We start from the raw sequence: 15231 nt of genomic DNA, 5'->3' as shown, positions 1-15231 counted from the left end.
GAAAATAATTGCCGCTCCTGTCTGATGAGTTTTTTAAAGCATCAGTTTTCGGAGTGATTCTGAATAGTTAATGAAAAACCAAAGATTCTCTCGATTTTTATCACATGAAACACAAATTGAGCCAGATCAAAATATCCTGAAAACCCAGGTAAGTTCAGTTAGAGTTCAGGTTTGAGATTTAGCATCGCGTACCTGAACAGATTAACAGACTTCTGTGGAGACCTACCCTTGGCTATTCCTGCTCGCTATTTCAGATCCGCCATCTTCGGGGCGTTGGTTTTGACCAGCCTGCCCGGTTGGGCGGAGCCCAGACTTCAACTGGCGAATGTGATTGATGCCGCCATTGAATACGATCCATGGCTTCGCCAGAGTGCCCAGATACAGGAGGCATTACTGGAGGAGTCCATTGCCGAGGGGGCCCTGCCGGACCCGCGACTGACACTTGGCGCCGCGAATCTTCCCGTGGATACGTTCGACACCGGGCAGGAAGCGATGACCCAGGCCACGGTCGGACTCATACAGCGGATTCCGCGCGGCGACAGCCTGCAGCTGTCGCGAGACAGGAAGGAAGAGCTGGCGGGGGAGCAACCTTTTCAGAGGGAGAACCGGCGCGCCAGGGTGGTGGAAACGGTGACCCGCCTCTGGCTTGATGTGTGGGAGGCACAACAGAGCATCGGTCTGATTGAGGATAACAGGGATCTATTCGAGCAGCTGTCCGACGTAGCCGAGGCAGGTTACATAACCGCCACCATGATCTCACGGCAGCAGGACGTTGTCCGGGGCACCCTGGAGCTTACGCGCCTGGATGACCGGCTGACCGACCTGAGGCTGAAGCTGCAATCAAGTCAGGAAGCTCTGGGTGAGTGGATCGGGTCGAAAAATGCCTCGCTGGAGGTAACCGAAACGGTGCCCCCCGAACTGCTGACAGCGCTTCGGGACGGCTGGTCGGAAACCAGTGCGGACGCCCTTATCCGTCACCCCCTGATCCGTTCCACGGATCAGCAGATCAAGGCCCGGGCCATTGATGTGGATCTTGCCCGCGAGGCTTACAAGCCCGAATGGACGGTTTCTGCGCAATATGGGTACCGGGATCGCGCGCCCGGCGGGCAGGACCGGGCGGATCTCTTCTCCGTGGGGATTGGTTTTGATCTCCCGCTCTTTACCGGCAATCTCCAGGACCGGAAGCTGAACGCCTCAGCGGCCCGGCTCGAAGCAGAAAAGACAGAGCGAGTTTTGCAGCTTCGCGTGATTCAGGCAAGGGCCCGTTCAGCCCTTGCCCGGGTTAAACGACTTGATGACCGCATCGGGATATACCAGCAGTTCTTGCTGCCGCAAATGGAAGAGCAGGCCGAGGCCGCACTGACCGCCTACAACAACGACGACGGCGATTTCGCCGAAGCCGTACGTGCGCGGATCGACGATCTCAACGCCAAGATTGAGCTGATCGGGATGACGGCGGAGCGGGCCCGGAACTTCGCCAGTTTCCGTTACCTGACCTCAGGCTCTTCCGAAGTACCTTCACTTTCACAGACTCGCTATCAGGACTGACCATCATGGCTAATTTTGTTCGCCCGCTGGGCTTTATACTGCTTGGTGGCATTGCCGGGGCCGGGGCGGCCTATTGGCTGGCCTCCGAAACCGCAACGGCACCAGCTTCCGGGGAAAAGGAGCCCTTGTACTGGGTGTCACCCATGGACGCCAGCTTCAGAAGTGACAAACCGGGCAAGTCGCCCATGGGCATGGATCTGGTTCCGGTTTACGAGGACAGCGGGAGCGCTGACGACTCGCCAGGCACCGTCCGGGTTGCGCCGAACATTGTCAATAACCTGGGCGTTCGCACGGACGAGGCCATCAGGGGGCAGTTGCCCAGCAATATTATTACCGTGGGCTACGTGCAGTATAACGAAGACGAGTTGTACCACATGCACCCCCGTGTTGAAGGGTGGATCGAGAAACTTTATGTAAAGTCCGAGGGCGACCCGGTTGAGAAGGGCAAGCCTGTTTACACCCTCTACTCACCCACCCTGGTGAATGCCCAGGAGGAATTGCTCCTGGCACTGGACCGGAAAAACCCGCGCCTGCTCAGGGCGGCCGAGGAGCGCTTGTCGTCGCTGAATGTCTCGGACCGTTTGATCCGGACACTCCGGAAGACCCGTAACGTACAGCGGACCATAACCTTCTATGCCCCCGCCGCCGGGGTGATTGATACCCTGAATATCCGTGAGGGTGCGTTTGTCAAGCCCGGAGATCCGGTCATGTCCATCGGCTCACTCGACGAGGTCTGGGTGATCGGAGAGGTGTTCGAGAGCCAGCTCTGGGCCATCAGGACTGGCGATCCGGTAGAGATGACCCTGGACTACATGCCCGGGCGCAGCTGGATGGGGCAGGTGGACTATGTGTACCCGGAAATCAATCTCGAGACCCGGACCGCACAGGTCAGGATGCGCTTTGACAATTCCGATGGCATGTTGCAGCCGGGCATGTTCGCCAGTGTCGACATACAGGGCGATCCAAGCGAAAGGCGCACCCTGGTGCCCCGGGAATCCGTTATCCGCACCGGACAGAGTGACCGCGTTGTTCTGGCGCTGGAAGAAGGTGCCTTCAAATCGGTTAACGTTACCACCGGACGTGTAGGGGATAAGTATGCCGAGATTCTCGAAGGCGTCGTTCCTGGCGACAGGGTTGTTACTTCGGCGCAATTCCTGATTGATTCGGAATCCAGCAAGACATCGGATTTCCGGCGGATGTCCGTGCCGTCCGCGGACGCGATGGACCCGGAGATGGACCATTCGGGACACACCATGGAGGCGGGCAAGGCTGATGCCAAGGGCAGTCCTGAAGCCATGAATCATGAGGGGATGGACCCGAGCGCAATGGACCAAAGCAAAATGGATCAGAGCGAAATGGACCATGGCAAGATGGATCATGACGGAGGCGCCTCATGATTGCGTCGGTCATTAACTGGTCTGTCCAAAACCGTTTTCTGGTAATGCTTGCCGCCGTATTGCTGACCGGGTTCGGGCTCTACTCGGTGTCGAAGACGCCGGTGGATGCCCTGCCGGATCTCTCGGATGTCCAGGTTATCGTTAAAACCAGCTACCCCGGCCAGGCTCCGCAGGTGGTAGAGGATCAGGTAACCTATCCGCTGACCACGGCCATGCTCTCGGTGCCCGGTGCGGTGACGGTCCGGGGCTACTCGTTCTTCGGCGACTCCTATGTCTATATCATCTTTGATGAGGATACGGACATGTACTGGGCCCGCTCCCGGGTGCTGGAATACCTTTCCCAGGTAATACCCAGCCTGCCTGAATCGGCCCGGCCTCAACTGGGGCCGGACGCGACCGGGGTTGGCTGGGTTTACCTGTATGCCCTGGTTGACCGGACAGGGAACAACGACCTTAGCCAACTGACCACCCTGCAGAACTGGTTTCTGAAGTACGAGCTGCAGACAGTGCCCGGTGTCTCGGAAGTGTCCACGGTCGGCGGCATGGTCAAGCAGTACCAGGTCAAGGTAAATCCCGAAAAACTCCGGGCATTCGGTATTCCCCTGTCCCACATCCAGAACAGCATCAAGCGGGGCAACAAGGAAATCGGCGCCTCCGTGATCGAGATGGCCGAGGCGGAATACATTGTCCGCTCGACCGGCTATATCCAGTCCCGTGAAGACCTCTTGTCGATTCCACTGGGTCTTGACGTAAACGGTACGCCGGTCCTGCTTAGAGATGTTGCAAGCGTTGAGCTCGGGCCGCAGGCAAGACGGGGCGTTGTGGAACTCAACGGCAACGGGGAGACCATTGGCGGCATTGTGGTGATGCGGTTCGGTGAAAATGCCCAGCAAACCATTAATGGCGTGAAGGCCAAGCTGGAAGAGCTGCAGTCAAGCCTGCCTGAAGGCGTTGAAGTGGTGACGGTTTACGATCGCTCCGGCCTGATCGAGCGCGCGGTCAATAACCTCGGGTTCAAGCTGCTCGAGGAATTTGTGGTGGTGGCGCTGGTGTGTATGATTTTCCTGTTCCACGTCCGCTCGTCTCTGGTGGCGATTGTCAGCCTGCCCGTGGGCATCCTGACCGCCTTTATCGTTATGTACTTTCAGGGTATCAATGCCAATATCATGTCGCTCGGGGGGATCGCCATTGCCATCGGCGCCATGATCGACGGTGCTATCGTGCTCATTGAGAATATGCACAAGCATATGGAGAGAACACCACTGACGCCTGAGAACCGATGGGAGATAGTTGCCAGGTCGGCCTCGGAGGTCGGGCCGGCACTGTTTTTCTCGCTGTTGATCATCACCGTCAGTTTTGTGCCGGTGTTTGCCCTGGAAGCCCAGGAAGGGCGGATGTTCGCGCCCCTGGCGTTCACCAAGACCTACGCCATGGCGGCCAGTGCCGCCCTTGCAGTGACTCTGGTCCCGGTGCTCATGGGTTACTTCATTCGTGGCAAGGTGCTGCCGGAGCACAAGAATCCGCTGAACCGGCTGCTGGTCGCCGCCTATATGCCGGCCCTGAAGCTGGTGCTCCGGTTTCCGGTGTCTACGGTGCTGGCAGCGGTACTGGTTCTGGCTGTCGGCCTGTGGCCGGCAACCAGGATCGGGAGTGAATTCATTCCCAACCTGGATGAGGGGGACCTGATGTACATGCCTACCACCTACCCGGCTATCTCGATTGCCGAGGCCAGGAGGCTGGTGCAGCAGACGGACAAGCTGATCGCCACGGTGCCCGAAGTGAAAACCGTGTTCGGCAAGGTGGGGCGGGCGGATACCGCTACCGACCCGGCGCCGCTGACCATGATTGAGACCTTTATCCAGCTCAAGCCCAAGGATCAGTGGCGGGACGGGATGACCACCGATAAGCTCAAGCAGGAGCTCAATTCGCTGATTCGCTTCCCGGGGGTGACCAATGCCTGGGTCATGCCGATCAAAACCCGCATCGACATGCTGGCAACGGGCATAAAGACCCCCGTGGGCATCAAGGTGGCCGGCCCGGATCTCTCGGTTATCCAGGGCATCGGCAAACGCCTTGAGGAGATCCTGGAGAAGGTTCCCGGCACGAGCTCTGTCTATTCCGAGCGGGTCGCCGGCGGACGTTACATCAAGGTGGATATTGACCGGGAGCGTGCTGCCCGCTATGGCCTGAATATCGATGATGTTCAGCAGGTTGTAGCCTCGGCCATTGGCGGAATCAACGTGGCGCAGACCATCGAGGGGCTTGAGCGCTTCCCGATCAATCTGCGCTATCCGGAGGATTACCGGGACTCACCCGAAAAACTGAAGCAGCTTCCCGTGGTGACCGAATCCGGTCAGCGGATTTCCCTGGCCGACGTGGCCGATATCCGGGTGGAGGACGGGCCGCCCTCCATCAAGAGTGAAAACGCCCGCCTGAATGGCTGGAGCTATGTGGATATCGAAGGTGTGGATATCGGCACCTATGTCCAGCAGGCGCAGGCCGCCGTGAAGGAGGAGCTGGATCTGCCCGCCGGTTACTCCGTCAACTGGTCTGGCCAGTATGAGTACATGCTCCGTGCCAAGCAGAAACTGAGCCTGGTGGTTCCAGTGACACTGGTCGTTATTGTCCTCCTGCTGTTCCTGAACTTCGGGCGCTTTGCGGAGGTGGGTATCATCGTGGCTACCTTGCCCTTTGCCCTGGTTGGCGCCTTCTGGTTGATGTATCTGCTGGGTTACAACTTCTCGGTTGCCGTCGGCGTCGGCTTCATCGCCCTGGCCGGTGTTGCCGTGGAGATTGGTGTGATCATGCTGGTCTATCTCAATCAGTCCTACGAGTCGATGCTGGAAACCTGTGAAAAGAACGGGCTGAAGCCAAGGCGGGAAACCCTTCGCCATGCAGTGCTTCACGGTGCCGGAATGAGGGTGCGGCCGATAATGATGACCGCCGCCGCCATCATCGGCGGTCTCGTACCGGTCATGATGGGCGGCGGAACCGGATCGGAAGTCATGGGGCGGATTGCCGCGCCCATGGTCGGAGGCATGATCAGCGCCGTGATTCTGGCACTGCTGGTGATACCGGTCGGTTACTACCTCTGGAAGCGCGCGGGCGTTGCAGAGTGAGCCGTCGCCGGTTTACTTTTCAGGCTCTTGCCTGGTCCTGGTCCGGAGTCATTCCGGACAGGTTCCCCGGGGGAGGCTGAAGCGGAATTGATCTCTGTCCCGCAATCGGTTCGCGGGTGTGGTAGCGTAAGGCCTTTGGCGGATCCTTTCCCGAAGAAACGGAGGCTTTATGCTGGAACGGCTGCAACGCCGGTTGGGACTGCAGACCATACCAGGGGTGTTTTTCACCTCCGCCGGGGTAGCGGCCTTCTTTGTTGCCCTGGCTGTCCCGTTTGATGAAGCCGTTGCCGAAAGTTTCGGGCTGCTCACCGGCTGGGTGGCCCGTAACCTGGGTTGGTTCTATATTCTCTCTGTCAGCGCCCTGCTGATCTTCCTGCTGGGCCTGGCGGTCAGCCGTTACGGCAATATCCGTCTGGGAGCAGACGACAGCCGCCCGGATTATTCCAACCTGACCTGGTTTACCATGCTGTTTGCCGCTGGCATCGGCACCATACTTATGTTCTGGGGCGTCGCGGAGCCGGTGTCCCACTTTGCCAGTCCCCCGTTTGACGGCGTGCAACCGGGCTCGGAGCGGGCCGCCAGCGATGCCATGACCATCGCGCTGTATCACTTTGGCCTGCATACCTGGACCATTTTTGCGATGCCGGGACTGGCGATCGGCTACTTCGCCTACCGCCACAATCTGCCCATGCGCATCAGCAGCCTGTTCTATCCCATCCTCGGGGAGCGGGCGTTCGGTCCATGGGGCTGGGCGGTGGATGTGATTGCTGTGCTCGGTACCCTGTTTGGTGTGGCAACCTCTCTGGGGCTGGGGACCCTGCAGCTGAACAGTGGTCTGAACTATCTGTTTGGTACACCCTCCACCGGCTTGGTCCAGGTTATTCTGATCGCCACCATTACCAGCATTGCGGCGACTTCTGTGGCCCTGGGACTGGACAAGGGCGTGCGTCGGCTGTCCCAGCTTAACATCGTGCTGGCCATGGTCTTGCTTGCGTTCGTGCTTGCTGTTGGGCCCACCGTGTTTATTGCCGAAGGTATGGTCCAGAGCGTGGGTAATTATTTCGACGCCTTGCCCTGGCTGGCTTTCTGGACCGAGACGTTCAGGGAAACCGACTGGCAGAGGCAGTGGACCCTGTTCTACTGGGCCTGGACCATTTCCTGGGCGCCCTACGTCGGTATCTTCATTGCCCGGATCTCCCGGGGCCGGACCATCCGTGAGTTCGTCGCCGGTGTTTTGTTTGCCCCCACGGCCTTCACGCTGGTGTGGTTCGGGATCTTCGGGTTATCCGCCATTCAGGTAGAGATGAACGGCCAGATAGCGCTGGCGGAGCAGGTACAGCAGGACCCATCCGTGGCGATTTTTGCCTTTCTTGAGGCTTTTCCTCTCGCAGACGTGGCATCGGCCCTGAGTGTGGTCATTATCGTCATTTTCTTCACCACGTCATCCGATTCCGCCTCCCTGGTGATCGACATGCTGACCCGTCGGGATGACCAGCCCTCCCTGGTGCGCCAGCGTATCTTCTGGGCGGCGGCCCAGGGCGTTATTGCCGCCACCCTGTTGCTGGCGGGTGGGCTGGATGCCCTGCAAAACGTGATCACCTCCCTGGGTTTGCCCTTCTGTGTTTTGCTGATCTTCATGGCGGTGGCCCTGCTCAGGGCGCTGCGTGCGGATTACCGGGGCTACAGCATGAACGAACTGGTAAAGGGGCGGGCCTACCCGGAAGTGGAAGCCACCCCCGAAACCAAACAGGAGAACGACTATGTACCGGAAACTGTTGATCGCCATTGACCCGGAAGACGACGGTGAGGGCAAGCGTGCCCTGGAAGCCGCCATGGACCTGCTGGCGGAGGATGGTGAGCTGCACCTGGCCAGCGTCTATAATCCCGGTGGTGGCGGGTTCTTTCCTCACGTCACCGGAGAAGCGCCCGAGCAGAAAGAGGCGCAGGTCCGGGAGGTGCTGGATCTGCTTGCACGCAAATACCTGCCTCTGGACCGTGACGCGCATCTGCATGTGGTGGCGGGAAATGCCGGCGAAAAACTGGTGGGCCTGGCGGGCCAGCTCTGTGCCGACCTGATGTTACTGGTATCCCGTGGCGGCTGTGGTCACTGGTCCCTGCGTCGGGCGACCGTGGAGTATGTCTCGGTGAATGCCCCCTGTCCGGTACTGGTTCTGCCGTCGCTGGAGAAGGCCGAGCCCGGGAAGAGTGAAGAAGGCTGCAACTGACTGGTCGAACAGCGACAACGGATCGGAGCGGCTCACGGATTGCACTTTGGGCCGCTTCTGAAGTTTCAAAGGATTGTTTATGGCCCGGTTCAGTGATCATCTGTCTGCTCCGTCAGTGCTGATCTTCGACTGGCATGGCACGCTTGTCGACACCCACGATGCCATGTTCAGTGCCATGGAAGACATGTTGCCGCAGCTGGAGGATCTGGGGCTGGTGGAGCGGCTGCTGCCGGAGGGTCAGTGCCGCACTGCCGATGATGCCAGGCTGGTTCGTTATATCCGGATTTTTCGCCGCTTGCATCCACGCATACTGGCGGAGCGCAGGGTATCAAGGACTGACATATTCAACGCTATTTTTGGCGAGGATAAAACCGCGAAGCTGATTGCCCACAAGGCCTATAACGAGGCGTACCGTCGGTATTTCGGGCAGGTCAGACCTTTCCAGCCTGGTGCCTATGAGTACCTGTCGGCCCTGAAGGCGATGGGCATCCGGCTGGCGGTATCGACCAACCGGAACCGGGAGTTCCTCGACAAAGAGCTGCGCACGGTGGACGAGGGGCGCTGGCGGGATCTGTTCGATGCCACGGTGTGCGCGGATGATGTGACCGAGTACAAGCCGGATCCCGAAGTCATCCTCAAGGCCCTTGAGAAACTGGGGCTGCCGGCCGATGAGAGGGCGTGGTATATCGGTGACAGTTACGTCGACATGCTGACCGCCAACAAGGCCGGTGTGTCCGGCATTTTCTATAACGGTGCCTGCTGGGAACCGGGCCGGATAGATAGCTGGTTCTCACACCGGGACGCCCCTGCAGCCATTCTTGACAGCTTCGAGGACCTGATGGATCTGCTGGCGCTGCTCGAAAGGAATGAGCCTGAGGCGTTCCGTCAGGCGCCCGCGGAGGTAAGACCGAGACCCTACCCACCCCCTCAGCGCCCCGAACCCCGGATAGAACCGGACTGGCACCCGGCGGCCGTCAAACTGGTCCGGCCGGCGGTCATCCTGTTCGACTGGCACGCGACTCTGGTGGATACCCTGGACGCCATGTACCACGCGGTGGATGACATGTTGCCGGACTTTCACCGGCTCAGGCTGATGGACCGGATGCTGGCCCCTGAGGACAGCAAGACACCGGAGGACGTCAGGCTGGTTGCCTACGTGCGCGAGTTCGCCAGGCTACACCCCAAGGTGAAGGCCGACCGGAAAATCTCCCGGACCGACATTTTTGAAGTGCTGTTCGGGGAGGATCAGGAAGCCAAACAGATTGCCCACAAAGCCTTCAATCACCACTACCGGAAGCACTATGGCACGGTGAAAGCTTTTGAACCCAAGGTGTGTGAAGTGCTGGAGGGATTGCGGCGTCTGGGGATTCAGATCGGGGTGATCACAAACCGGGACCGGGAGTTTTTTGAGCATGAGCTGGCTGCGGTGGAAGACACCGGCTGGACCCATCTTTTCGATGTGGATGTGTGCGGCGACGATACACCAATGCGCAAGCCGCATCCGGATCAGTTGGTATTGGCAGTTCAGAAACTGGATTATCCGCCGGACCCGAGCGTCTGGTATGTGGGTGACAGCACCACCGATGTGATTGCCGCCAAGAGGGCGGGCATGACCTCGGTGTTCTTTAACGGCGCGCAATGGGACCTGCCGTGGCTGAACAAGATTTTTCCGGGCACCCACAAACATCCCGACAAGCCGGATGTCGTAGTCAACGATTTCTCGGAATTCTGGGCGCTGGTGCTGGCCTGCGAAATCGGGCCGCCGTGAGCACCATCGTTATATGTGTTCCAATCGTGCCAGCAAGTTATCGGCGTGCATCACCATGCCCAGCACATTGGGCAGCTCTATCCAGTCATAGGCATCGGCATGGACCGCCAGCCATTCGCCTCCGAACACCAAAACTCCCCAAAAGAGGTAGTAGAAGTACGCCAACAGCCCAAGGGTGGTTCATACAACAAACTGGTAAACTGAAACTCAGCTGACCCGCATCAAAATGCGAGCCGAAGGATTACCGTAAAATCCCTCCAGCTCCCCTGAACATGGGGTCAGATGAACTTTCATCTGACCCCAATTTCATCTGACCCCGAGTTTACTATGACCTCCGACCCTGCACTCAAAACCCAAGACTCCGCATTGCCGGAATTCATCTGGGACGACGCCCTGATCCGCCGCTACGACCTCAGTGGCCCGAGGTACACCTCCTACCCAACGGCCGTTGAGTTCAACCAGAACTACCCGATTGAGGACATGGTCAAGGCCGCCGCCCGCAGCAAGGCCAGCGACCGGCCATTATCACTCTACACCCACCTGCCGTTCTGCGCGCACCTGTGCTACTACTGCGCCTGCAATAAGGTGATCACCAAGAAACGTGACAAGGCCATGCCCTACGTGGAGCGGCTGCTGAAAGAAGCCGCCATCCAGTCAAGGCTGTTCGGTGCGAACCGACCGGTTACCCAGCTGCACTGGGGCGGTGGCACCCCCACGTTTTTGCCGAAGGAGGTGATGGAACATCTGATGGCGGGGTATGGGGAGCTGTTCAATCTGCAAACCGGTGATGACCGGGACTACAGCGTTGAGATCGACCCTCGGGAAGTGGACCAGGACACCCTGCCCACACTCTGGGATCTTGGGTTCAACCGGATCAGCCTGGGTGTCCAGGACGTGAACCCCGAGGTGCAGAAGGCGGTGAACCGCATCCAGCCCCGGGACATGACCGAGGCCGTGCTGAGTGAGGCACGGCGGATTGGCTTCCGCTCCATTAACCTGGATCTGATCTACGGCCTGCCCTACCAGACCCCGGAAAGCTTCGCGGAAACCCTGGAGGCGGTCATCGAAATGTCGCCGGACCGGCTCTCCGTATTCAGCTATGCGCACCTGCCGGACCGCTTTTATCCGCAGACCCGGATCCAGTCCGATACGCTGCCGAGCCCGCAGCAGAAACTGACCATTCTCCACAACACCATCAACCGCCTGCTGGAAGCCGGCTACGAATACATCGGCATGGACCACTTCGCCAAGCCGGATGACAGCCTGGCTGTGGCCCAGCGGGAAGGCCGGCTGCACCGGAACTTCCAGGGTTACACCACCCATTCGGAGTGCGATCTGGTGTCCCTGGGTGTGTCGGCCATTGGTCAGACCGACGATGCCTATTTCCAGAACAACCACGACCTGCCGTCCTGGGAAGCGTCCATTGATGCCGGCCAACTGGCGATCACCAAAGGCGTGAACCTGACCCGTGACGACCGCATTCGCCGTTGGGTGATCGGCCAGCTCATCTGCCAGTTCCGGCTGGATCGCCAGCAGTTCGCGGCGGTGTGGCAGGAAGACCTGGACCGCTACTTCGCGGATGAATTCAGCCGCCTGAAGCCCATGGTGCAGGATGAACTGATTGCCGATGACGGCAGCGTTCTTCAGGTCCAGCCCGCAGGCCGGTTGCTGATCCGGGCCATCTGCCAGATCTTTGATCTCTACCGCAAGGAAGGCGCCAGCCAGCGGTTCTCCCGGATTATCTGACAGGCCTGTCGAAGACGGGGGGCCGAACTCGGGGTCAGAAGAAAGCGTTCTTCTGACCCCATATTCAAAGTCGAGTGAAGTCGGGGTCAGATGAAGGCTTTCATCTGACCCCTTTTTACTTCTGTTGGTTTCAGCTGTACGCCGGCACCTTGAACTCATTGGCAAGGTCCTGAAGTACCCTCGCCAGCCGTGCCTGCTCGCCGGTCACCTGGGTGATTTCCTGGGACCCGGTCAGCGTCAGGATCGCGGCCTCACTGACCGATTCCATGCTGCCTGCCAGTTCCCGGGTTACTGCAACCTGTTCCTCGGAAGTGGCCGACATCTCCTCAGTAGCTGCCGCCACCTGTTCGATCTGTTGCTGCTGGTTTTTCACCTGGCTTGAATTCTGGCCAGCCGTGGAGCTGGTTTCCTCGGTAGCCGTCGCCAGTTGAACGCTGGATTTGTCGATCTGCAACAGGGCGTTGCCGAAGCGCCCGAACAACTCGTTGATCGCTTTGCCAATAGTGCCCACTTCATCCGTGCTGGCGATTTCAATGTCACGGGTCAGGTCCTTGTTGTCCATGGCGAACTGCACGCCTTCAAGCAGGCGCCCGACCTGCAGGTTGATGGCACGGATGATGACGAGCATAAGCACCAGCATCGCCAGAACCGCGCCTGCCGCAATGGCGGATGCAGTGATTAGGTCATTGCGGGCGTCGGCGACCCCGGCGGTGGCCAGAGCCATTACATCAGCCAGCATGTCCTTACGAAACCCGTTGAGCTCGCCAATCCGTTCGGTGGTGTTGTTGAACCAGTCTGCCGCATCCAGGGCATACATGCCGGAAGGACTGCTGAACAGGGTTTCGCGCTTCTCCTCCAGGGACTGACTTGCAGCAGTGCCCGACTGTTTTTCAAGAGTTGCGCGAAGTGCGGTGTCCGAGGCCTGCATCGCCAGTGCTTCGTTGAAGTAGGCTTGCTGCTGCCCGCCGAGTCCGGCGATACGGCGCAGGGTAGGAAGATCAAAGTTTCCGCTGCGAATCAGGAATGCACCAACCGCGCGTTCCCGGCCTGCTCGCTCTGCCAACTCCGCCAGGGCGTAGTAAGCATTAACGTCACGGGTCAGCTCCGGATCGGTGGTCTGTCGGATAATCAGAGCAATCCGGTCAATCAGTTCCATGATCATTGCGGTGTAGCGCGACGCGGAATCGCCCGCGGCAATGCTTCGGTTATCGATTGAACTGCGCAGGGAATTCAGGTTGGCCAGGCCCTGGCTCACTGCCTGTAGGCTGGTTTCAACGCTGCGATCAAAGGAGGCGCCTGCCAGCAGGGCGTCAATTCCGCGGCGATAGTCCGAAATGCGGGTATCGGTTTGCCGCCGTTGCTCCGCCAGCTCACGCTCGGCCTGGCGGGCGGCGTCGGTACGGGGTTGGCTGGCGAAGAGGACTGCGGACCTGCCGCGTTCCTTCTGCAGACTCTCGGTCAGAGGGTCGCCGATTTCAGCGAGTTCCACCATGGAACGCAACTGGCGCATATTGCTCAGCTCGTTGTAGCTCAGAGCAATGCTCTCAGCGGCGAAATAGAGAATAACAAGCAGGGCAGGCACCACCAGAGTGGTCAGCTTGCCCCGCATGGAGAGATTATTGATGAAGTTCATAGCCTTGCCTTGTTTGATCAGGGAATGCGCTCATTATCCCGGTGCCGGTAGGCCGGCTGCTATCGGCGAGACGGGGTAGCTGTGGAGGTAGTTTCAGGCCTGTAAGCTACTGTAAGTGATTGTTAAATAACTGGCATATATAAAGAAAAATATGCATAGGTATAAGTGCGTAGAGCACCACTTTGGAGGTATTCCTCTGTGTGTGCCAGCGAACAGACCCGGGTATGGCGACGAGCTAGCTTGAAACCGAAGTTATAACCAGAGGAGGGTGTGATCATGAGCATGTTTAGTGCAGACGAAATGAAAGGAAAGTGGAAACAACAGGTTGGAAAAGCAAAGCTGGTCTGGGGCAATCTGACAGAGGACGAACTTCTTGCGGCGGAAGGGCGAAAGGACAAGCTTGCAGGCCTGATTCAGGAGCGGTATGCCATAACCCGCGAAGAGGCTGAAAAGCAGGTTAAGGAATTCTTCGGTAAGAATTAAGATCGGTCCGTCCGAACCATGAGTCAAAATGCTCATGGTTTGGTGCTGGGCTCAACAGGGGTGCATAGCCATGCTGGAAACAATTGCCATTGTTCTACTGATTCTTTGGGCTTTGGGTTTGGTGACCTCCTATTCCATGGGCGGCTTTATCCATATTCTGCTGGTGGTCGCGATTGTGGTAATACTGCTTCGGGTAATCCGGGGCCGTAGTCTCTGAACCTTCGAACCTTGCGCTGACAAAGGTCAAGGCAGTTCCTGCGCGAGTAGCGGTAAGGTACCGGCATTCTTGAAGTGGAGAATGCCATGGAACTCGTCTGCCCGGCCGGTAGCCTGCCAGCCCTGAAAACCGCGGTGGATAACGGTGCCAATGCCGTGTATTTGGGTTTTCGGGACAGCACCAACGCCCGCCAGTTTGCCGGCCTGAACTTCAACGACAAACGTGCCGCCGAGGGTATTGACTATGCCCACCTGCGAGGCGCACGGGTGTTCTGTGCCATCAATACCTACCCGCAACCGGATGGCTGGGAGCAGTGGAAGGGCGCGGTAGACCGCGCCGCAAGCCTGGGTGTGGATGCCATTATCCTGGCCGATATGGGCCTTCTGGATTATGCCGCCAACAAGTACCCGGATATTCCCCGGCATCTGTCGGTGCAGGGCTCTGCCACCAGCCACGAGGCGCTCTCGTTCTACAAGGATAACTTCGATATCCGCCGGGCGGTGCTGCCCCGGGTTCTCTCGCTGGACCAGGTTCGTGGTGTGGCTAAACACAGCCCGGTCGAGCTGGAAGTGTTTGCCTTCGGGAGTCTGTGCATCATGGCCGAGGGTCGATGTTATCTCTCTTCCTACCTGACCGATGAGTCCCCCAATACCCGTGGCGCCTGCTCTCCGGCCAAGGCTGTGCGCTGGCAGGAGACACCGCGGGGGCTTGAATCCCGGCTGAACGATGTGCTGATTGACCGATATGGCCAGGGTGAATCCGCCGGCTATCCGACCTTGTGCAAAGGCCGTTTCGAAGTGGAGGGCAGTGTCTACCACGCCATTGAGGAACCGGTCAGCCTGAATACGCTGGACCTTCTCCCGGATCTCCGGGAGCTGGGCATAAGTGCCGTAAAAATCGAGGGTCGTCAGCGCAGCCCCGCCTATATCGCCGATGTTGCCCGCACCTGGCGCCACGCGCTTGATCATCTCGAGTCCGGCTCCGGCATGTTTACGGTTGACCCGCAGTGGCGCAGCACCCTGGCGGGACTTTCCGAAGGCGGCCTGACAACGCTGGGCGCATACCATCGCAAGTGGAAATAAGGTTCTACCGATT

Annotated in this window: 11 protein-coding genes; 10 read left to right on the top strand and 1 reads right to left on the bottom strand. The window is 58.9% G+C overall.

Features of this window, described 5'->3' with window-relative positions; translation table 11 throughout:
• The first annotated feature begins 228 nt into the window (after positions 1-228).
• The 7 genes from NLK58_RS09265 to hemN all read left to right on the top strand — a co-directional run bounded on the left by NLK58_RS09265 (position 229) and on the right by hemN (position 11803).
• Positions 229-1548, top strand: a complete 1320-nt coding sequence (locus NLK58_RS09265; protein ID WP_341582601.1) for a TolC family protein — start codon at positions 229-231, stop codon at positions 1546-1548.
• A gap of 5 nt (positions 1549-1553) precedes the next feature.
• Positions 1554-2945 carry an efflux RND transporter periplasmic adaptor subunit gene (locus NLK58_RS09260; RefSeq protein ID WP_341582600.1) on the top strand — a complete coding sequence of 464 codons (1392 nt, stop codon included), beginning with the start codon at positions 1554-1556 and terminating at the stop codon, positions 2943-2945.
• A complete protein-coding gene (locus NLK58_RS09255; protein WP_341582598.1) occupies positions 2942-6064 on the top strand; it encodes a CusA/CzcA family heavy metal efflux RND transporter in 3123 nt (1040 codons plus the stop codon). Before NLK58_RS09260 ends, NLK58_RS09255 begins: the two co-directional genes overlap by 4 nt.
• Before the next feature lie 169 nt (positions 6065-6233).
• Complete coding sequence (locus NLK58_RS09250; RefSeq protein WP_341582597.1) at positions 6234-7853, top strand: BCCT family transporter; 1620 nt, start codon at positions 6234-6236, stop codon at positions 7851-7853.
• Positions 7825-8289 (top strand): universal stress protein, encoded by a 465-nt coding sequence (locus NLK58_RS09245; RefSeq protein WP_117618231.1) that lies wholly within the window; start codon positions 7825-7827, stop codon positions 8287-8289. The genes NLK58_RS09250 and NLK58_RS09245 overlap by 29 nt, the downstream gene beginning before the upstream one ends.
• A 79-nt stretch (positions 8290-8368) precedes the next feature.
• Positions 8369-10057, top strand: a complete 1689-nt coding sequence (locus NLK58_RS09240) for an HAD-IA family hydrolase (RefSeq protein WP_341582596.1) — start codon at positions 8369-8371, stop codon at positions 10055-10057.
• Positions 10058-10384: 327 nt separating this feature from the next.
• Complete coding sequence (hemN, locus tag NLK58_RS09235; RefSeq protein WP_341582595.1) at positions 10385-11803, top strand: oxygen-independent coproporphyrinogen III oxidase; 1419 nt, start codon at positions 10385-10387, stop codon at positions 11801-11803.
• A gap of 130 nt (positions 11804-11933) precedes the next feature.
• On the opposite strand, the gene NLK58_RS09230 is transcribed toward hemN, so the two are convergent.
• Complete coding sequence (locus NLK58_RS09230; protein WP_341582593.1) at positions 11934-13436, bottom strand: methyl-accepting chemotaxis protein; 1503 nt, start codon at positions 13434-13436, stop codon at positions 11934-11936.
• A 276-nt stretch (positions 13437-13712) separates the two neighbouring features.
• On the opposite strand from NLK58_RS09230, the gene NLK58_RS09225 reads away from it, so the two are divergent.
• The 3 genes from NLK58_RS09225 (at position 13713) to NLK58_RS09215 (ending at position 15218) form a co-directional block, all read left to right on the top strand.
• On the top strand, positions 13713-13919 hold the full coding sequence (locus NLK58_RS09225) for a CsbD family protein (RefSeq protein WP_117618227.1): 207 nt from the start codon (positions 13713-13715) through the stop codon (positions 13917-13919).
• A 70-nt stretch (positions 13920-13989) separates the two neighbouring features.
• Positions 13990-14136: a lmo0937 family membrane protein gene (locus NLK58_RS09220; RefSeq protein WP_117618226.1), complete on the top strand. Its 147-nt coding sequence runs from the start codon at positions 13990-13992 to the stop codon at positions 14134-14136.
• A gap of 86 nt (positions 14137-14222) precedes the next feature.
• Positions 14223-15218: a peptidase U32 family protein gene (locus NLK58_RS09215; protein WP_117620332.1), complete on the top strand. Its 996-nt coding sequence runs from the start codon at positions 14223-14225 to the stop codon at positions 15216-15218.
• Positions 15219-15231 lie beyond the last annotated feature (13 nt).

The sequence above is a fragment of the Marinobacter metalliresistant genome (genome assembly GCF_038098645.1).
GTDB classification, from domain to species: Bacteria; Pseudomonadota; Gammaproteobacteria; order Pseudomonadales; family Oleiphilaceae; genus Marinobacter; species Marinobacter metalliresistant.
Note: the sequence above shows the minus strand (reverse complement) of the source record. Positions and strands in the feature narration are given on the sequence as shown.

Excerpts from the sequence above, each read along its gene's own strand:
- NLK58_RS09215 (WP_117620332.1), top strand. The coding sequence starts at position 14,223 with ATGGAACTCGTCTGCCCGGCCGGTAGCCTGCCAGCCCTGAAAACCGCG.
- hemN (WP_341582595.1), top strand. The coding sequence starts at position 10,385 with ATGACCTCCGACCCTGCACTCAAAACCCAAGACTCCGCATTGCCGGAA.
- NLK58_RS09255 (WP_341582598.1), top strand. The coding sequence starts at position 2,942 with ATGATTGCGTCGGTCATTAACTGGTCTGTCCAAAACCGTTTTCTGGTA.
- NLK58_RS09225 (WP_117618227.1), top strand. The coding sequence starts at position 13,713 with ATGAGCATGTTTAGTGCAGACGAAATGAAAGGAAAGTGGAAACAACAG.
- NLK58_RS09245 (WP_117618231.1), top strand. The coding sequence starts at position 7,825 with ATGTACCGGAAACTGTTGATCGCCATTGACCCGGAAGACGACGGTGAG.
- NLK58_RS09230 (WP_341582593.1), bottom strand. The coding sequence starts at position 13,436 with ATGAACTTCATCAATAATCTCTCCATGCGGGGCAAGCTGACCACTCTG.
- NLK58_RS09240 (WP_341582596.1), top strand. The coding sequence starts at position 8,369 with ATGGCCCGGTTCAGTGATCATCTGTCTGCTCCGTCAGTGCTGATCTTC.
- NLK58_RS09220 (WP_117618226.1), top strand. The coding sequence starts at position 13,990 with ATGCTGGAAACAATTGCCATTGTTCTACTGATTCTTTGGGCTTTGGGT.
- NLK58_RS09260 (WP_341582600.1), top strand. The coding sequence starts at position 1,554 with ATGGCTAATTTTGTTCGCCCGCTGGGCTTTATACTGCTTGGTGGCATT.
- NLK58_RS09250 (WP_341582597.1), top strand. The coding sequence starts at position 6,234 with ATGCTGGAACGGCTGCAACGCCGGTTGGGACTGCAGACCATACCAGGG.